Raw genomic sequence first — 17,847 nt, 5'->3', positions numbered from 1 at the left:
AGGTCTCCTTCGGTCAGAGGGTCCCGGTCGTCTCGGGATCGTTCGTGCGACCCACGAGGATCACCACCGAGCGCGGGCCGATCAGGTACTTGCCGGCGTTGTCGAGTTCCTGTTCCGCCCCGGGGGTGCGGATGTCGTACGGCGCCTCGTTCCCGGTGTCGGCGAACAGGTGCCAGCTCCGGCCTCCCGGCAGGGCGGGCAGTTCCAGGTCGTGCGACTCCCAGTGCGCGTTCATGGCCACGTACACCACGTCGTCGTCGCCGGTGCCGCAGCGGGCCACCGCCAACAACCGGCTGTCGCCGGACCAGTCGGGCTGCCAGGCCCGCTCCCCGTGCCAGCTGATGTCCGGCAGTCCGAGGCCGTCGCGGATGCGGCCGGTGGGATGGACGGTGGCGCGCAGCTCGCGGTGGTGTTTGCGGAAGGCGATCATCTCGCGGGTGAACCGCAGCAGTTCGGCGTTCCGGTCGACCTGGTCCCAGTCGAACCAGGAGAGTTCGTTGTCCTGGCAGTACGTGTTGTTGTTGCCCTGCTGGGTGCGTGCGACCTCGTCCCCGGACAGCAGCATCGGGATGCCCTGGCTGGTGAAGAGGATGGCGAGGGCGTTCTTCATCTGGCGCTCGCGCAGCGCGTTGACGGCGGGGTCGTCGGTCGGCCCCTCGACGCCGCAGTTCCAGCTGGCGTTGTCGTTGCCCCCGTCGTTGTTGCCCTCGCCGTTGGCCTCGTTGTGCTTGTCGTTGTAGGAGACCAGGTCGGCGAGCGAGAAACCGTCGTGCGCGGTCAGGAAGTTGACCGACGCGGAGGTCCCGCGACCGGAGTAGAGGTCGGGAGAGCCGGCGATGCGGGTGGCGAGTTCCCCGGTCACCCCGGGGTCGCCCTTGAGGAAGCTGCGCACGGTGTCGCGGTACTTGCCGTTCCACTCCGCCCAGCGGCCGTACGCCGGGAAGTTGCCGACCTCGTACAGGCCGCCCGCGTCCCAGGCCTCGGCGATGAGCTTGGTGTGGCGCAGGACGGGGTCGTAGGCGAGGAGTTCCAGCAGTGGCGGGTTGGGCAGCGGGGTGCCGTCCGCGGACCGGCCGAGGATGGCGGCCAGGTCGAAGCGGAAGCCGTCGATGTGGTAGTCGGCGACCCAGTGGCGCAGGCAGTCGAGCACGTAGTTGCGCACGACGGGGTGGTTGCAGTTGACGGTGTTGCCGGTGCCGCTGAAGTTGAAGTAGTACCCCTCGGGCGTGAGCATGTAGTACGTGGCGTTGTCGAGCCCCTTGAAGGAGATCGTCGGGCCCTGCTCGTTGCCCTCGGCGGTGTGGTTGAAGACGACGTCGAGGATGACCTCGATGCCGGCGGCGTGCAGGTCCTTGATCAGGGTCCGGAACTCGTCGCCCTGCATCCCGTAGCGTCCGGTGGCCGCGTAGCCGGCCTTGGGCGCGAAGAACGACACGGTGTTGTAGCCCCAGTAGTCGTAGAGCTTCTCGCCCGTCTCCGGGTTGCTCCGCGGGTTGTCGCTCTCGTCGAACTCGAACACCGGCAGCAGTTCGACGCAGTTGACCCCGAGTTCCCTCAGGTACGGGATCTTCTCGCGCAGCCCCGCGAAGGTGCCGGGGGCGGTGACCCCCGAGGAAGGGTGCCGGGTGAAGCCGCGCACGTGGGCCTCGTACACGACCAGGTCCTCGGCGGGGATCCTCAGCGGGGTGTCGTCCGCCCAGTCGAAGTCCTGGAGGCAGACCCGCGAGCGGTACTGGTAGCCGCGGCTGCGGTCGGGTTCCACGCCCCACACGTCACGGCCGGCGATCAGCCGCGCGTAGGGGTCGGAGAGGATCTGGCGGGCGTCGAAGCGGTGCCCCGTGACCGGGTCGTAGGGGCCGTCGGCCCGGTACCCGTACTCGATGTTCTCGTGGTCGAGGCCGAAGACCGTCATGGCGAAGACGCTGCCGGTGCGGAACTCCTCCGGGAACTCCAGCTCGGCCATCGGCTCGGGCTTTCCGCGCTCGAAGAGGACCAGGGTCATGGAGGTGGCCTGGTCGGAGAAGACGGAGAAGCTGACCCCGCCGGGGACCACGTTGGCCCCGAAGGGGAACGGCTTGCCCGCCCGGACGCGGTACCCGCCCACCTCGTGGGTCGGGTACGCGTCGACGCGCAGCACCTGTTCGGACCGGGGCTCGGTCATCGCGCGGCCTTCGCCTTGGCCTTGGCCTCGGCGGCCGCGGCCTCGCCGGCCGAGAAGAAGTCGAGGAAGCCGGTGGCCGACATGACGAACCGGACCTCCTCGCTCACCCCGTACAGGGTCACCGCGACGCCGGCGTGCTGCGCCTCGCGGTAGACGACGAGCAGGGTGCGCAATCCCGCGCTGGAGACGTAGTCGACGGCGGTGAGGTCGATGCGCAGTGGCCGGCCCTCGCGGACCAGCGGCAGCAGGGCCTGGAGCAGTGCGCCCGAGGTCTCGCTGTTGATTTCGCCGGTGGCGACGAGCACGGTGGCCGTCTTGTTCCGACGTTCCTTCACACTCAGTGTCATTGTCTTCCCCTCGTGTCGGGGCGCCCCCCGTTGAGCGCTACTTCCGGTTGACGGGCCGGAGCCGGACCTTGACCTTGACCCGTCCCTGGACGTCGGGCAGCCGCACGGTCAGGCCGTCCGCGTCGAAGTCCGTCCACGGCTTCTCGTCGATCTCGACGGACGCGACGGCCACGGATCCCGCGGGAAGCAGGTCGGGCGAGACGCGCAGCACGCGGTCGGGCAGGTTCGTGGGGTCGGGTTGGAAGTGGAAGTCCATCTCCCGACCGTTGATGAGCAGGTTGTTGTAGACGGCGGAGAGGTAGCAGAGCTCCGCCGAGTGGTACATCGACATCGAGTGGCTGCCCTTGAGGCGCTCGGTGCCGAGGAGGTACGGGGTGCCGCCGGCCAGCACGTTGAAGTAGACGGCGCCCTCGTCGTGGTCGAGGAAGAAGGTGTTGTAGAAGGCCTCCGCCTGCCGGGCCTCGCGCCGGTACGCGTCCCCGCCGACGGTGCCGTCGAGGATGAGGTAGGCGAGGATCGCCTGTTCCTGCTGCCACCAGGCCTTGCGGTCGTGCCAGGCGAAGCGGTGCGACTCCTCGTCGCCGGACCTGGTCCGCTCGACCACGTCGTACCAGCCGCCGCGCTGCACGTCGCTGCCGACGGCCGGCATGATGTCGCCGATCCTGCGCGCCAGTTCCTCGTACGCCGGCTTGGCCTTCAGCGAGTTCATCCGCATCAGGTTCCAGGCGATCTTGAGGTTGTGACCGACGACGGCGCGGTTCTGCTGCCAGCTGTGCTCCGTGTCGGCCGACCAGTCGCGGTGGAAGCGCTCCTGGACGAACGGGCTGTTCTCGTAGTCCGGGAAGCGGTCCGCGATGGTGTCGAAGGTGTACTCCAGGAAGTCGGCGTACTTCTGCTCGCCGGTCGCCAGGTACAGGTTGATCAGGTAGGCGGGCGCGTGGTCGCCGACCGAGTTCCAGTTCTTGCGCTCCGCGTTCTCCCCCAGCGACTCGTGGTCGGCGCTGAAGAGGATCGGGTCGATGTGCGAGTAGTAGCCGCCCTGCTCCGGGTCGTGGAAGAACTTGTCGAAGAGCCGGATGGTGGCGTCGGCGTCGTTCTTGATCCGGACGTCGCCGGTGACCCGGTAGGTCTGGATCGGGCCGGCCAGGGCGTAGATCTGCTCGTACATCGGGATCGCGTCGTAGTCGTCGGAGAACTCCGAGGTGAACAGCTTGCGTTCGCTGTCCCCGTCCACGCTGATGCCGTGGTACCAGAAGACCACGTCCTCCTCGCTGTCCACGACCCGCATGTGCTTGCGCAGGTACTCGGTGCCGCGTTCGGCGACCTCCAAGTACTCGTCCTTGCCGGTCAGCAGGTAGGCCGAGGCCATGCCGTAGACCAGGCGGGAGATCGTGTCGGTCTCCTGGACATGACTGGCCGTCTTGTCCCCGCCGAGCCGGATCTCGGTGCGGTACTCGGTGAAGTCCACCGGGCCGTCGCCGAACTGCGCGCGCCGGTAGAAGGTGGCCAGCGATTCGATCTGCTTGACCCACCAGCTCGGTTCCTCGAACCGGTAGTCCTCCGCGCCGCGGCCGAGGAACACCAGGCGCTTGGCGTCGAACCGGCCGCCGTGCTCGGGGTAGTGGATCCCGTGGACGTAGAGGAAGCGGCCGGGCGAGAGCATCTCGTCGAGGTGCCCGGAGGCGTCGACGTAGGGCTCGTCGAGGTTGCGGACCAGTTCGGCGCTCGGGTCGCCGGCCAGCGACACCTCGAACGCGCGGCCGTCCGCGGTCTTCAGGCCGAGCAGCCGGGTGCCGGAGTCGAAGCGGCTGACGTAACCGGCGATGGTGTCGGAGAAGGAGAAGCTCACGGCATCCGCCATGTCATGCACCGTCCGTTTCGTTGAAGGGCCCACCGGGCTGTCGCGGCGTGCCGGGCTCGTCCTCGAATCCCTGGCTGACCTCGACGATCACCCCGTCGGGGTCGCGGACCCAGACGGTCCGCCAGCCGTGGATGAAGTCGTCGAAGTCCATCGGTCCCAGGGTCACTTCGGCCGCGTCCCCCAGCTCCGCCAGGAACGCGTCCACGTCGTCGGTCCGGAAGGCCAGGTGACGCAGCCGCCCCGGCGCCTGCGGCCCGTCGTCGTGGGCCGGGATCGCCGGCTCCGTGCCGGCCGCGAAGAGTTCCAGGTACGCGTCCCCCTGGCGCAGGAAGACGATCGTCGCCTCTCCGAGGTCGACCACGCGGGCCCGCCGGAAGCCGAAGTACCGGGTGTAGAACTCCTCGGTGGCCTTCTGGTCGGCGCAGTTCAGGCCGACGTGCGACCAGACCATGGCCCCCATCAGTCGGCGCCCCGGCCGCGGCCGGCCGCGATCAGCTCGATGATCCGCCGGGCGAAGAGGTGGTGGTGGGCGCCGGTGCGGCCGGTGACCAGGTCGCCGTCGACGACCACGTCCTCGTCCACGTACTGGGCGCCCATGTTCCGGACGTCGCCGACGAGGTTGTTGTGGCAGACGACCTTGCGGCCGCGGACGGTGTCGGGGATCGAGGCGGCCAGCCACATGCCGTGGCAGATGATCCCCTTGAGGACCGTCGGCTCCGCGAAGGCCCTGCGCAGCAGCTCCGTCGCCGGGGCGAGCACGTCCACGTCCTCGGTGTAGCGCAGCCGGTCGGCCACCATGCCCGAGGGCACGATGATCGCCGCGTACCGGCGCAGTTCCTCGTCGGTCAGCCCCTCCAGGGACCGGTCGGCGGTGAACGGCGCCCGGTACTCGTGCCCGGTGAAGGTGAGGGAGTCGTTGCCCCACAGCCGGGTCAGGAAGTCGACCTCGGCGCCCTCCTCCGCGAAGCGGTGCCGGTAGTAGAAGATCTCCGGTTCGTAGAAGTCGCTCTCGACCAGGACCGCGATCCGGGTCCCGGACAGCGCTCCCTCGCGCGGTACGGCGTCAGGCACGGGACTCTCCCTTGAGGAAGTCCGCCGCGCGCTCGGCGATCATCGCGATGGCGGTGTGGCAGTTGCCCGACGGGACGGCGGGCATCACGCTCGCGTCGACGACGCGCAGGTTGCGCACGCCGTGCACGCGCAGCTCGGGGTCGACGACGGAGAGGTCGTCGATGCCCATGCGGCAGGAGCCGGCCTGGTGGTGGTAGCTCTCGGACTTCTGCTTCACGAAGGTCCGCAGGTCCTCGTCGCTCACGAAGCCGGGTCCGGGCTGGAGTTCCTGCTTGTACCAGGGCGAGAAGGCGGAGGTCGCGAAGAGCTCCCGGGCGATCTTGACGCCCTGCACCATCCGCTCAAGGTCCCACCGGTCGCCCAGGTAGTTCGGGTTGATCAGCGGGTGGGCCAGCGGGTCGGCGCTCGCGAGCCTGATCCAGCCGCGCGAGACGGGGCGCACGACGCCCGGCAGGATGCTGACCGTGTTCGGGTGGTCCTGGCCGACGATCACGTCGAACGGCACGTGGACGAAGGCGATCTGAAGGTCGGGGGCGGGGAGGCCCGGCCGCGAGGACAGGAACAGAGCGCTCTCGGAGAGGTTCTGTGTCGGCGCGGGGAGCGGCTGGGTGACCTCGGCCATCAGCCCGGTCAGCACGTGGTTGTGGAAGTTCTCCCCGACGCCGGGCAGGGCCGCGGTGACCTCGATGCCGTGGGCGCGCAGCTGCTGCGGGTGCCCGATGCCGGAGAGCAGCAGCAGCTTCGGGGACTCGATCGCCCCCGCCGCCACGACGACCTCCCGGCGGGCGCGTGCGGTGTGTGTCCCGGGCGAGCCCGGGTCGCCGTGGCCGTCGCGGACGGTGCGGCCGGGGAACTCCGCGGGCGGGGCGAGGCGGGTGTACTCCACGCCCGTGCAGGTGTCCCCGTCGAACAGCAGCCGGGTGCTCTGGGCGTGGGTGCGCAGGGTCAGGTTGGTGCGGTCGAGCGCCGGTTCGAGGTAGGCGGCGAGGGCGCCCTGACGTCGGCCGCCGGCCACGTCGATGTGGTGCCAGCCGGTGCCGAACAGGCCGCGCCGGGGGCCGTCGGTGTTGAAGTCCGCGATCTCCTCGTGGCCGAGTTCCACGGCCGCGTCGATGAAGGCGCGGGAGGTCGGGTTGGGGTGGTGCCGGCCGGCGTGCGTGATCCGCTGGGGGCCCCGGGTGCCGGTGGTCGCCGCGGTGGCGTCCTCCTGGCCCTCCAGCCGGGCGAACCAGGGCAGGACGTCCTCGTGGGACCAGCCGGCCGCGCCCTGGTAGGCCCAGTTGTCGAAGTCCGAGGCGTGGCCCCTGACGTGCATCATGATGTAGAGGTTGCTGCTGCCGCCGGGGGCCTTGCCGCGCGGTTCGTGGGTGCGCCGGCCGTCGAGGCCGGGCTGCGGGACGCTGGTGTACCCCCAGTCGAGGGGTCCGCCGAGCAGCTTGTACCAGGAGGAGGGGTCGTCCACCTCGGGCGGGATGCGGGGGCCTCCGGCCTCCAGGACGAGGACGGTGACGTCGGGGTCCTCGGAGAGCCGGTTGGCGAGCACGCTGCCGGCGGTGCCGGCGCCGATCACGATGTAGTCGTATGCGTCCACGGTCATGGCGGGCCCCCTCAGTCCCGGCTCAGGACCTGGAAGGGGACCGTGTCGTGGTGGTTCGCCATGTAGGCGATCCTTCCGTCCACGATCCGGAAGAAGTTCATGACCTCGGCCTCGATGGCCCTGCCGTTCGCGGCGACCGCGGTCAGGTGGGACACGGCCGCGGCCTTCTCCCCGTCGACGAGGAAGTGCACGGGCTCGTTCCGGAAGACCCGGTACATCGCCCCCATGTCCTTCATCATCGAGCGCAGGGTCTCCAGGCTCTCGATGTGCCCGGCGAGCTGCTCGTCCATGACCTGGTCGTCGGCGAACAGGTCGCACCAGCGGTCCCAGTCACCGGCATTGGCGTACTCGTAGTACTTCCGAAGGATCTCGGTCGAGCTCTCTCGTGTGTCCGACGCGCTCATCGCGCTCCTCCCCTATCGGTCCCTGCGGGTTCCGTCCGGTGCGAACGGCGCCCAGAACTGGCTGAACGCGGACGCCGTGTCGCCGAAGAGCCCGTCGCGGCCCTCGACGATCCGGCCGTCGCGCCACCGCATGAAGTGGAAGACCGGGTAGTCCATCCGCTCGTACGGGGACTCGCTCGCCGGGTCCGCGCCGTCCCGCAGGGCGACGTTGCGGCACACGTCGGCGCTGCAGTCCTCGCCGACGAGCACCGCCTGGACGTCCATGCGGAAGGTGCCGCCGGTGAGCTTGTGGGTCTGCCCCATCAGCTCCAGGAAGGCGTCGAGGCTCTCGTACCAGCCGGCCAGCGGGTGGTTGCCCGGCACCAGCCAGCGCAGGTCCTCGGAGTAGTACTCCAGGACGCGCGCCCGGTCGCCGGAGCCCAGGGCCCGGTAGGCGGCCTCGACCCGTTCCCGTGTCACTTCGGTCATCGCCGTTCCTCCTCGCGGTCGCCGGCGCTCACAGGGCGCCGGAACCGGGCATCGGCGCCAGCTCGTTGACGGTGTACTGCTTGATCAGCGGTCCGTCCGGGCCGGCCACCAGGGTCCAGGTCTGGTCGGCGTCGAAGCCGAGCCACTGGCTGCGGGCGGCCGGCGGGTCCCAGATCTTGGCCTGCCAGTTCACGAGGACCCGGACGATGGCCCGGTCGCCCTCGATGACGGGCTCGACCTTGGTGACGGTGTGGACCTCGTCGAAGAACCGGTGGGTGACGGCCGCGTACCAGCGGCCGAAGCCCTCGTGCCCGAGGAAGGTGTCCTCGGGCACCTTGAACTCCAGGTCCTCCGTGACGAGGGCGAGCACCCGGGCCGGCGGAAGGTGCTGGTCCAGTGCCACGTACCAGTCCTCGGTGAAGCTGCGGATCGCGTCCTCGGTCAGCCGTTCTGCGGGCATGCGGTCTCCTCCTGTCCGTGCCGGTGAGGTGGTGCGGGACTCGGCTGAGGTGGTGCCTGACTCAGATCTGGATGTCGACGAGGTACGGGCCGGGATGGTCCAGCATCCTGGTGACGGCGGTGACCGCCTCGTCCGGCTTCTCGACCCGCGTCCCGTCCGCCCCGAGGGCCCGGGCCAACCCGGCGAAGTCGATCTCGGGGCGGGAGAGGTCGAAGGAGCCGGGGAAGGCGTGCTCGGCGATGTCCCGCTCCTGCCAGTACCGGGTGATGTTGTCGTCGAGCAGCCGGTACTTGCGGTTGTTGCAGACCACGAACTTGGCGTCGATCCCGTGCCGGACGGCGGTCCACAGCGCCTGGTACGTGTACATCGAGCCGCCGTCGCCCGCGAAGCCGACGACGAGCCGGTCCGGGCGGGCGAGCTTGGCCCCGACCGCTCCCGGGAAGCCCACCCCGAGCGAACCTCCCCGGGTGAGGTGGTAGTCGCCCGGCCGCTCGGCCGGCAGGTACCTCGTGACCAGCGGCGAGGTGGTCAGCGCCTCGTCGAAGACGATGAGGTCGCCCCCGGTCCGCTCGGCGAGGGTCCGCAGGAAGACGGCCATCGGCGTGCCGTCCTCGTCCGTCCGCCCGCCGTCGAGGGCGGCGCGGGCCCGCTCGCGGGCCCGCGCGTCCAGTCGGGCGGCCGCGGCCGCGCGCTGCCGGCCGGTCTGGCGCTGTCGCAGTAGGCCCGCCAGCGCGCGCAGCGCCTCCTTGGGGTCGGCGGCGAGGCCGAGGTCCACGGGGTGGTTCTTGGCGATCTCGTAGGCGTCGAGGTCGATGTGCACGACCTTCGCGCCCGCCCGGAAGGGGCTCTCCAGCTCGGGGAACACCTCCGGGAAGACATAGGTGCCGACGATCAGCACCCCGTCCGCGCCGCCGATCAGCTCCTTGCTGTGCGGGCCGAACATGTGGCCCGTCTGGCCGCGGCGCAGCGGGTGGGAGGCCGCGATGTTCACCTCGGAGGAGTCGACCTCGTACACGTCGGCGCCCAACAGCTCGGCCACCGCGACGAGTTCGGCCTGCGCCCCGGAGAGGGCCACCCCGTCCCCGATCAGGACGACCGGCCGCTCGGCGGCGGCGAGGAGTTCGGCCGCCCGCCCGACCGAGGCCGGCGAGGGCGCCACGTCGGTGAGTGGTAGCGAAGTGGGCAGCACGGGCTCGGAGTTGAGCTCGTCCAGCACGTCCATGGGCAGGGCCACGAACACCGGTCCGCGCGGCGGGGTCAGGGCGATCTTGACGGCCCGTCGTACGGTGCGCAGCAGGGACCGCGGGTCGGTGACCCGGGTCGCGTACTTGGTCACCGGCCTCGCCATCGCCACCAGGTCGCAGGCCATCTGCGCGTCCATGGCGTCGTAGCGGACCCCGGCGTCACCGGCGACCACGACGAGCGGGGTGTGGCCGCGCAGCGACTGGTACAGCATCCCGATGCCGTTGCCCAGGCCCACGCCGGAGTGCAGCTGGAGCAGCGCCGGACCGCCGGTGGCCCGGGCGTAGCCGTCGGCGATGCCGGCCGCCACGGTCTCCTGGAGGGCGAGGACGTAGTGGAAGTCCGCCGCCGCGTCCACGGCGTCGAGGAATCCCTGTTCCACCGTCCCCGGGTTTCCGAACATCACGTGCAGACCATCGGCCTTGAACTGCTCGATCAGCCTTTCCCGTCCGGGAGTGGCTTCCATGAATTCCCCCTACCACCCGTAACGGGTGAGACCGTCCTCCAGCACTTCCACGATCTTCTGCCCCGTCAGATAGGAATCGGGGGTGGAACGACCGGTCACGAACGGGTAGTCGACGATCACCGACAAGGGGTGGCCGAAATTCCCGTGGTACGCGCCGAGCGGACCGGTGGCATCGCGCAGGATGTATTCGAGCGGGTACGGCGGCGGCCCCATGTTGAAGTCGGTGCCGAGGAATCCGGTGCCGTCCTTGTAGTCGTATTCCTTGCAGTGGCCGGTCACGTGCTTGCCCCAGATGATGCTCTTGCGGTCGCCCCAGTCCCGGGCGAAGGCCAGGCAGGCGACCCCGTAGCACTCGGCCGCCACGACCTTGCCGGCGTTCTTGAAGGCCAGGATCAGGGCGTGCACGCGCTCGTTGTTGGCGAGGTCCGCGATCGGCCCGCTGCCGCCCACGACGAGGATCGCGTCGAAGTCGGCCAGCTCCTGCTGGAGTCGGTCCAGATCGCGGTGGTACTGCTCCAGCCTGGGCAGGTAGTCCGCGTCGCTGGTGTACGGGCGCTCGGGGGCCCAGGCCTCGATGTCGAGCGGCGAGTCCAGCCGGCTCGACTGCTCGAACTCGCGGCCGAGCCGGGCGTTCTCCTCGGTGGTGACCGAACGGCCCAGTGGAGGGTCGACGTAGTGCGCGTCGAGGCTCGGCGGGAGGGCGTGGGCCCGCTTTCCGGTGGGTGTGGCGAATACGACTTCGTAGCCCCGCTCGTCGAACTTCGACACGGGACCGATCAATTCCTCGGCCCAGTAACCGTGTTCGGAGACAATGACCAGAATCTTTCTGCTCACGAATTCCTCCAGCGCCGCCTGTTGTCGTTGGCGTCCCCCACACTGCTTCCGCCCGGGGCCTGCGTCAAAGCGCCCGTGTACGACTTCGTGAGGTAGGAGGGCAGGCCGACCCGACACCTCAGGTAGTCATCTCGCGAGGTCATGAAGTAGCCCTGACACTTCATGACCTCGGCCGAATCGGTGAACCATTCCCGAAGGCCCGACTTATGGTCTGGACGCGCCGTGAATCACTGGCGCGATGAGCGGCACCACCACCGCACGCGATCGGGACGAGCGCGCGAGGAGAGGGACGGGGACGATGACCATGGACCTGTTGTGCACACACGTCGACCGGATACGTCCGGTGAAACCCGGCACCGAGGGCTGCGAGGAGTGCCTGGTCCTGGGCGACGGCTGGGTGCACCTGCGGATGTGCCTCAGTTGCGGGCACGTGGGCTGCTGCGACTCCTCGAAGAACCGTCACGCCACCCGGCACTACCGCACCACGGAGCACCCCGTCGCGGCCTCCCACGAGCCCGGTGAGGACTGGGCCTGGTGCTACGCGGACCAGCTGATGTTGGACCCGGCGTGAGCGCGGCCCGGGAAAGTGCCCGCGTCGCCCCCGCGGGGAGCGGCACGGCCGCCGAACGCACCGAGAACCGCAAGCCCGTCATCCTGGCCGTGGACGACGACCCGCAGGTCCTGCGCGCCGTCCGCCGGGACCTGCGCAGCGCCTACGGCGACCGGTACCGGGTGCTCGGCGCCTCCTCCGCCGCCGACGCGCTGAAGATCCTGGACTCCCTCGACGAACGCGGTCACGACCCGGCGCTCTTCCTCGTCGACCAGCGGATGCCGGACGTCACGGGGGTGGAGTTCCTGCTGGAGGCGGTCAGCCGCTTCCCCGACGCCCGCCGGGTCCTGCTGACGGCGTACGCGGAGACGGACGCGGCGATCACCGCCATCAACCGGGTCCGACTGGACTACTACCTGCTCAAGCCGTGGGACCCGCCCCACGAGCGGCTCTTCCCCGTCTTGGACGACCTGCTCTCGGACTGGCTGGCCAACTACCGTCCGGCGTACGACGGGATCATCGTCGCCGGCCACCTGGTCTCCCCAGGCACCCACGCCGTCCGGGACTTCTTCACCCGCAACGGGCAGCCGTTCCGTTTCCTGAACGTGGAGCGGGACCCCGAGGCGCTGACCGTGATCGCCTCCGTGCACGCCGACGCGGCGCTCCCCCTGGTCCGGTTCCCGGACGGGACGGTGCTCTCCGCCCCCACCGACACCCAACTCGCCCAGCGGCTGGGCCTGGCCACCACCGCCTCCCGCCCGCACTACGAGTGCGTGATCGTCGGCGCGGGCCCGGCGGGGCTGGCGGCGGGGGTCTACTCCGCGTCCGAGGGCCTGTCCACCCTGATGCTGGACTCCCGCGCCCCGGGCGGGCAGGCGGGCACCTCCAGCCTGATCGAGAACTACCTGGGCTTCCCCTCGGGCCTCTCCGGCGGGGACCTGACCCGCCGGGCGACCATCCAGGCCTCGCGCTTCGGCGCCGAGATCCTGCACCCGGTGGAAGTGGTCTCGCTGACCCGGGACGACCCGGCGAAGATCCTGACCCTGGCGGACGGCACGGAGATCAGCGCGGAGACGGTGCTGTTGGCGACCGGGGTCTCGTACAACCGTCTCCAGGCCCCCGGCGCGGACCGTTTCGAGGGCGCCGGCCTGTACTACGGCGCGGCGACCACGGAGAGTTCGGCCTGCATCTCGCAGCACGTGTTCATCGTGGGCGGCGCGAACTCGGCCGGTCAGGCGGCGGTGCACTTCGCCAAGTACGCGGCCCGGGTGACGATCCTGGTCCGGGCGGCCTCGCTCGACGACAGCATGTCCCGCTACCTGATCGACGAGATCGAGCGGACCCCCAACATCGAGGTCCGGGTACGGACGACGGTGGTCTCGCTGGACGGTGCCGAGCACCTGGAGCGGCTGACCCTGCACGACGCGGAGACCGGCGAGGACAAGGAGGTCCCGGCCCGCTTCATGTTCACCTTCATCGGCGCCCGCCCGCACACGGACTGGCTGGCGGGGGTGGTGGAGCGCGACGAGTACGGCTTCGTCCTGACCGGCTCCGACCTGATCGCCAACGGCGGTGAGCTCCCGCAGGAGTGGAGCCTGGAACGCGCGCCCTACCCGCTGGAGACCAGCGTGCCGGGGGTCTTCGCGGCGGGCGACGTGCGCGCCCACTCCGTCAAGCGGGTCGCGTCGGGGGTGGGCGAGGGGGCGATGGCGGTGTCCCTGATCCACCGCTACCGCTCGATGGGCTGAGAGCGAACACGGCCGGCCCCGCCCGCCGGACGCTTGCGATCAAGCGGGCAACGGATGCAACGTTGATTACATGATTACAGCCGAGCAGCAGACACAGCTCCGCACCTGGTTCTCGGACCGTCTGCCGGTGGACGTCTACGAGTCCCTGGTGTCGGTCACCGTCGACCGCGAGGAAATCACGGTCGTCGGGACCGCCCCGGCGAACGAGTCGGTCGCGGCCTTCCGCGAACGCACCCGCGAGCAGCGCGTCGAGGTCGCCCGCGAGGCGGAGGAGCTCTACCGCCGCAGGGTCGCCTGGGGCGTCCGTTCCGGGGGCGAGACCACCGTCTTCACCCACCTCGCGGTGCCCGTGATGACCCGGCTGCGCCAGAGCGAACGCCAGGTCCTCGACACCCTGGTGGCCGGCGGCGTCGCGCGCAGCCGGGCCGACGCCCTCGCCTGGTGCGTACGCCTGGTCGACCGCAACACCGACGCGTGGCTCACCGAGCTCCGCGACTCCCTCGACAAGGTCCGCCAGGTCCGCTCCCAGGGCCCCGACCTCGACGCGGACACCGACTCCAACATCAAGAAGTCCGGGTCCGAATAGCCGAAAGCGTCGCCGGGAGCGCAAGATCGCGGAAGGCTGGCCGGGACCACCTGAACCCAGGGAGAGGCACGCACACCATGACCACCACCGTCGAATACATCCGCTACCGGATCGCCCCGGACGATCAGCAGGAGTTCGAGGCGGCGTACGGCCGGGCCGCCGAGTCGCTGGCCGCCTCGCCCGAGTGCATCGACTACGAGCTGGCCCACAGCGAGGAGGAGGCCGAGCGCTACATCCTGCGCATCCGCTGGACCTCGGTCGCCGACCACCTGGAGGGCTTCCGCAAGGGCGAGCAGTTCCCGGCGTTCTTCAGCGCGATCCGCCCGTACGTGAGCAACATCGAGGAAATGAAGCACTACCGGGTGACCGACGTGGTCGGCCCGGGGAAGGCCGCTTCCCGATCATGAGCAGCCCGCCCGACACCACCCCCACCATCTACGCGTGGATGGGCGGCGAGGAGGCGTTGAACCGCCTCGCCGACACCTTCTACGGACACGCGCTCCGCGACGAGATCCTCGCCCCGGTCTTCGCCGGCATGGACGCGGAGCACCCCCGGCACGTCGCCGTATGGCTGGCGGAGGTCTTCGGCGGCCCGGCGGACTACACCGCCCACCACGGCGGCCATCAGCACATGGCCACCAAGCACCTGGGCCGGGGCATCACCGAGAAGCAGCGCCGCCGCTGGGTGGACCTGCTGCTGGACACCGCCGACGAGGTCAAGCTCCCGACGGACCCCGAGTTCCGGGCGGTCTTCGTCTACTACATCGAATGGGGAACCCGGATGGCGCTGATCTACTCGGGCGCCAATCCCCCGCCGGTCGACGCGGCCGACATCCCGGTCTGGTCCTGGGGCCAGACCCCGCCGTGGGTTCCCAAGCCGCCCAAGACCCCGTGACCCGGTGGGGGCCCCGGCCCCCACCTTCCCGCCCGTCGGTTCAGTCCCGCCGGGGTCCGCGGCGCGGAGGCCGGGGCGATTCCCCGCGATCCGTCGCCGCCCCGTCCGCCAACAGCACGGTCAGCGGGGACGGCGGTCCGTCGTCGCCGCGCGCCCAGAAGTCCACGGCCTCCTCCAGGATCTCCCGCAGGGTCTCCCAGTCGCCCGGTCGGGTCCGCTCGTACCCGCGCCAGGAGGTCACCGCGACCAGTCGCCCCGGCGCCGCCGGCAGCCACGACAGGTCGATCAGCGCGTCCGCCAGCGCGTCCCAGTTGCCGCCGAACCACTCCGGGACGCGCAGCGCCTCGCCGACGCGCCGCATCAGCTCGGCCTTGCTCCGTACCCCGTCCAGGTCCAGCCGCAGGGTCGTCCACCCCGCCTCCCGCGCGGCGGCGAGGGCCGGTTCGAGCGGCTGCGCTTCGAGGGTCATCGGAGAACCGCCTTGAAGGTCTCGTAGTGGTCGTCCGTGTAGAAGAACTCCCCGGCCTCGCCCGTCACGATCCGCCGGGCCCCGCGGTCGCGCGCCCCCGGTGTCGTCACGGTGAACTCGTGGTAGTGGCCGCGCTTCTGGCGGGGCAGTGCCTTCTCGAAGTTCCCGAAGACGGTCCCGTCCTGCCGGTACGGGTACGGCCCGCCCTTGTCGATCAGCGACAGCACCTCACGTGCCTGCCGCGGCAGCGCGTCCGCGCGTACCGTGGCCATCCCCTTCGCCCACTTCGGCACGGCGGCGTCGCCCCCGGTGGGGGCGGAGGCCGTGGCGGGCGGGCTGGCGGCGGTGGGCGCGGGATTCTTCGCACCGCAGCCCGCCGCACCGACCAGCGCGACACAGAGGAACAGCGCCCCCAGCACACGCAGCAACGATCGGGGCACGTTCCGAAAGATCATGCACCGATCGTGCCAAATATCCGATTCGCTCGCGAATCGCCCGGTGGCCTCAGAGCGCGGCCATCTTGGTGTAGGGACTCAGGATTCGTTTCTGGACCGACCCGAAGTCGACGAGAACGGCGATCCCCTCCTCGATACCGACGACACGGCCGAGACCGTGTTCGTCGTGAGTAACCCGGTCGCCCACGCTGAAGTGCCGCAAGGGCGCTTCCACAGGGGCCTTGAACGGGCTGGACGGCAAATGGCGGCGAGGTACTGCTGACTTTGTCATTGAACCCAGTATGCGCCCCACAGGCCGCCCCACGGTCCGCCGTTCGGATCTCAATTCCGGCACCATCCGCACCACCGACCCCCGACGGGGCCCGGTCAGTCGTCCGGGTCGGCCCGTTCCAGCGCCGGCCGGAGCCCCGGCGCGGATTCGGTGAGCAGGTAGTCGGCCACCGCCGTGTCCGTGACGAGGCTGGTCACCAGGCCCGACCGGAGCACCGCCCCGATCGCGGAGGCCTTGCGCAGCCCGCCGGCGATCGCCACGACCTCGGGGATCCGACGCAGTCGGTCGGCCTCGACGGTGATGCACCGCTCGCCGAGGTCCCGTCCGACCCGACGCCCCTCGGCGTCGAACAGATGCGCGGACATCTCGGCCGCGACGCCCAGGGAGGCGTAGTGCGCCCGTTCCTCGTCCGTGAGCATGTCGTGGACCGTGGAGATGCCCGTCTCCCAGGACCCGATGGAGACGGCGGCGACGGTCACCTTGTCGAAGTACTCGAAGGCCCGCGCGATGCCCGTCTGGCCGCGCAGCGCGGCGGCCGTCGCCGGGTCGGGCAGCAGCATGGGGGCGTAGATGGGGTGCGCGTCGCCGCCGGAGACCTGTGCGGCCCTGCGTACGGCCTCCACGGAGCCGCGCTCGGCGGTCCCCGCGTCGTACACGCCGGTCAGCTGGACCACCGTGCAGGGAGGCAGCCGGTGCAGGGAGGCGGCCATGTGAATGGTCGACCTGCCCCACGCCAGACCCAGCACGTCGCCCTCGTTGACGAGTTCGCCGAGGAGGTCGGCCGCGACCGCGCCGAGGTTCTCCGGGTCGGGAGCGTCCTCGGTCGCGTCGGCCGGCGACTCCACGACGACCGCGTGGCGCAGCCCGTACCGCGCCCGGAGCGCGTCCGACCGCTCCGCGTCCAGCTCGGCCGGGACCCGGATCTCGATGCGCACGAGATCGCGTTCCAGCGCCGTCTCCAGGACCCGGGCCACCTTGAAGCGGCTCACGCCGAACTCCTCGGCGATCTGGATCTTGGACTTCCCCTCCAGGTAGAAGCGGCGCGCCATGGCCGCCGCCTGCACCAGCTCCGCGGGTCCCATCCGCAGGGCTGACCGTCCCGCCGACATTGCAGACACCGCGTTCTCCTCACTGCTGTTCACACTCTCGTGTTCACACTCTCGACTCGCCGTTCATCCTGTCAGATCCGACGGCCGTTGATCAGCCTGGACAGCTCCCGTTCACCGAGCTGTTCACCAAGCCTTGTCTCAGTGGTCGCAACCCCAGGGCGCGGCGGCGATGGCCGCACTCGCCTGCTCACGCAGCGTCCGCACCGCGGCGGCCGGGTCGACCGCGCCGTAGACCGCGCTCCCGGCGACGAACACGTCCGCGCCCGCCTCGGCGACCCGCTCGATCGTCGAGGCCGACACCCCGCCGTCGACCTGGAGCCAGAGCTCCAGCCCGTGCTTGGCGATCAGCTCCCGGGTACGCCGGATCTTGGGCAGCATGATGTCGAGGAAGGACTGCCCGCCGAAACCGGGCTCGACCGTCATGATCAGCACCATGTCCAGCTCGGGGAGCAGGTCCTCGTACTGTTCGATCGGCGTGGCCGGCTTGAGCGCCATCGACGCCCGCGCCCCCTTGGCCCGGATCTCCCGCGCGAGGCGCACCGGCGCGGCGGCGGCCTCGGCGTGGAAGGTGACCGACCCGGCACCGGCCTCCACGTACTGCGGCGCCCAGCGGTCGGGGTCCTCGATCATGAGGTGCAGGTCGAGCGGGATGTCCGTGGCCCGGCTCAGGGACTCCACGATCGGCATGCCGAGGGTGAGGTTCGGGACGAAATGGTTGTCCATGACGTCGACGTGCAGCCAGTCGGCGCCCTCGACGGCCCTGGCCTCTTCGGCGAGCCGGGAGAAGTCGGCGGACAGGATGCTGGGGTTGATCTGAACGGCCATGCCCCAAGGTTGCCATGCCCCCGCCCGG

At 70.3% G+C, this 17,847-nt stretch carries 21 protein-coding genes; 5 read left to right on the top strand and 16 right to left on the bottom strand.

The features are described 5' to 3' along the window. Window positions 1-13: 13 nt before the first annotated feature. From glgX to OG906_RS27765, 11 genes are all read right to left on the bottom strand, one after another. Entirely contained in the window at window positions 14-2,161 is a 2,148-nt protein-coding gene (gene glgX / locus OG906_RS27815; RefSeq protein WP_329446674.1) for a glycogen debranching protein GlgX, read from the bottom strand. After that, window positions 2,158-2,508, bottom strand: coding sequence for an STAS domain-containing protein (locus tag OG906_RS27810; RefSeq protein ID WP_053676594.1), 351 nt, complete (start codon window positions 2,506-2,508; stop codon window positions 2,158-2,160). Before OG906_RS27810 ends, glgX begins: the two co-directional genes overlap by 4 nt. 37 nt (window positions 2,509-2,545) lie before the next feature. After that, window positions 2,546-4,369 carry an AGE family epimerase/isomerase gene (locus OG906_RS27805; protein ID WP_329446671.1) on the bottom strand — a complete coding sequence of 608 codons (1,824 nt, stop codon included), beginning with the start codon at window positions 4,367-4,369 and terminating at the stop codon, window positions 2,546-2,548. Window position 4,370: 1 nt separating this feature from the next. Continuing rightward, window positions 4,371-4,820, bottom strand: a complete 450-nt coding sequence (locus OG906_RS27800) for a VOC family protein (protein WP_329446669.1) — start codon at window positions 4,818-4,820, stop codon at window positions 4,371-4,373. Between the two features lie 8 nt (window positions 4,821-4,828). Next, window positions 4,829-5,440, bottom strand: a complete 612-nt coding sequence (locus OG906_RS27795) for a DJ-1/PfpI family protein (RefSeq protein WP_329446666.1) — start codon at window positions 5,438-5,440, stop codon at window positions 4,829-4,831. Further along, window positions 5,433-7,037: a GMC family oxidoreductase gene (locus OG906_RS27790; RefSeq protein ID WP_329446664.1), complete on the bottom strand. Its 1,605-nt coding sequence runs from the start codon at window positions 7,035-7,037 to the stop codon at window positions 5,433-5,435. The genes OG906_RS27795 and OG906_RS27790 overlap by 8 nt, the downstream gene beginning before the upstream one ends. Window positions 7,038-7,048: 11 nt before the next feature. Further along, window positions 7,049-7,441 (bottom strand): nuclear transport factor 2 family protein, encoded by a 393-nt coding sequence (locus OG906_RS27785; protein ID WP_329446662.1) that lies wholly within the window; start codon window positions 7,439-7,441, stop codon window positions 7,049-7,051. Window positions 7,442-7,453: 12 nt separating this feature from the next. Beyond that, window positions 7,454-7,909, bottom strand: coding sequence for a nuclear transport factor 2 family protein (locus tag OG906_RS27780; protein ID WP_329446660.1), 456 nt, complete (start codon window positions 7,907-7,909; stop codon window positions 7,454-7,456). A 28-nt stretch (window positions 7,910-7,937) separates the two neighbouring features. After that, complete coding sequence (locus tag OG906_RS27775) at window positions 7,938-8,369, bottom strand: nuclear transport factor 2 family protein (protein ID WP_266951444.1); 432 nt, start codon at window positions 8,367-8,369, stop codon at window positions 7,938-7,940. A 61-nt stretch (window positions 8,370-8,430) separates the two neighbouring features. Then, a complete protein-coding gene (locus OG906_RS27770) occupies window positions 8,431-10,077 on the bottom strand; it encodes a thiamine pyrophosphate-binding protein (protein ID WP_329446658.1) in 1,647 nt (548 codons plus the stop codon). 9 nt (window positions 10,078-10,086) lie between these two features. Beyond that, entirely contained in the window at window positions 10,087-10,911 is an 825-nt protein-coding gene (locus tag OG906_RS27765) for a type 1 glutamine amidotransferase domain-containing protein (RefSeq protein ID WP_329446655.1), read from the bottom strand. Between the two features lie 298 nt (window positions 10,912-11,209). Between OG906_RS27765 and OG906_RS27760 the strand changes: the two genes are divergently transcribed. The 5 genes from OG906_RS27760 to OG906_RS27740 all read left to right on the top strand — a co-directional run bounded on the left by OG906_RS27760 (window position 11,210) and on the right by OG906_RS27740 (window position 14,690). Further along, window positions 11,210-11,482: a UBP-type zinc finger domain-containing protein gene (locus tag OG906_RS27760; RefSeq protein WP_329446653.1), complete on the top strand. Its 273-nt coding sequence runs from the start codon at window positions 11,210-11,212 to the stop codon at window positions 11,480-11,482. Continuing rightward, entirely contained in the window at window positions 11,479-13,209 is a 1,731-nt protein-coding gene (locus OG906_RS27755; RefSeq protein WP_385638446.1) for an FAD-dependent oxidoreductase, read from the top strand. The genes OG906_RS27760 and OG906_RS27755 overlap by 4 nt, the downstream gene beginning before the upstream one ends. 70 nt (window positions 13,210-13,279) lie before the next feature. Next, window positions 13,280-13,795: a hypothetical protein gene (locus OG906_RS27750; protein WP_329446652.1), complete on the top strand. Its 516-nt coding sequence runs from the start codon at window positions 13,280-13,282 to the stop codon at window positions 13,793-13,795. Window positions 13,796-13,872: 77 nt separating this feature from the next. Next, on the top strand, window positions 13,873-14,202 hold the full coding sequence (locus tag OG906_RS27745; protein WP_329446651.1) for a putative quinol monooxygenase: 330 nt from the start codon (window positions 13,873-13,875) through the stop codon (window positions 14,200-14,202). After that, window positions 14,199-14,690 carry a group II truncated hemoglobin gene (locus OG906_RS27740; protein ID WP_329446650.1) on the top strand — a complete coding sequence of 164 codons (492 nt, stop codon included), beginning with the start codon at window positions 14,199-14,201 and terminating at the stop codon, window positions 14,688-14,690. The genes OG906_RS27745 and OG906_RS27740 overlap by 4 nt, the downstream gene beginning before the upstream one ends. 40 nt (window positions 14,691-14,730) lie before the next feature. On the opposite strand, the gene OG906_RS27735 is transcribed toward OG906_RS27740, so the two are convergent. From OG906_RS27735 to rpe, 5 genes are all read right to left on the bottom strand, one after another. Continuing rightward, the gene (locus OG906_RS27735) at window positions 14,731-15,159 is read right to left on the bottom strand and encodes a barstar family protein (protein ID WP_329446648.1); all 429 of its coding nucleotides are present in this window, start codon (window positions 15,157-15,159) and stop codon (window positions 14,731-14,733) included. Next, window positions 15,156-15,614, bottom strand: a complete 459-nt coding sequence (locus OG906_RS27730) for a ribonuclease domain-containing protein (RefSeq protein ID WP_329446646.1) — start codon at window positions 15,612-15,614, stop codon at window positions 15,156-15,158. Before OG906_RS27730 ends, OG906_RS27735 begins: the two co-directional genes overlap by 4 nt. Before the next feature lie 49 nt (window positions 15,615-15,663). Further along, complete coding sequence (locus OG906_RS27725; RefSeq protein ID WP_267797429.1) at window positions 15,664-15,885, bottom strand: CarD family transcriptional regulator; 222 nt, start codon at window positions 15,883-15,885, stop codon at window positions 15,664-15,666. A gap of 95 nt (window positions 15,886-15,980) precedes the next feature. Further along, window positions 15,981-16,994 carry a sugar-binding transcriptional regulator gene (locus OG906_RS27720; RefSeq protein ID WP_267797527.1) on the bottom strand — a complete coding sequence of 338 codons (1,014 nt, stop codon included), beginning with the start codon at window positions 16,992-16,994 and terminating at the stop codon, window positions 15,981-15,983. A 138-nt stretch (window positions 16,995-17,132) separates the two neighbouring features. Then, window positions 17,133-17,819, bottom strand: coding sequence for a ribulose-phosphate 3-epimerase (rpe, locus tag OG906_RS27715; RefSeq protein ID WP_267797430.1), 687 nt, complete (start codon window positions 17,817-17,819; stop codon window positions 17,133-17,135). Window positions 17,820-17,847: the final 28 nt, after the last annotated feature.

This window comes from Streptomyces sp. NBC_01426, from assembly GCF_036231985.1.
GTDB lineage: Bacteria > Actinomycetota > Actinomycetes > Streptomycetales > Streptomycetaceae > Streptomyces.
The sequence above is the reverse complement of the archived record's forward strand: the minus strand, read 5'-3'. Positions and strand labels throughout refer to the sequence as shown.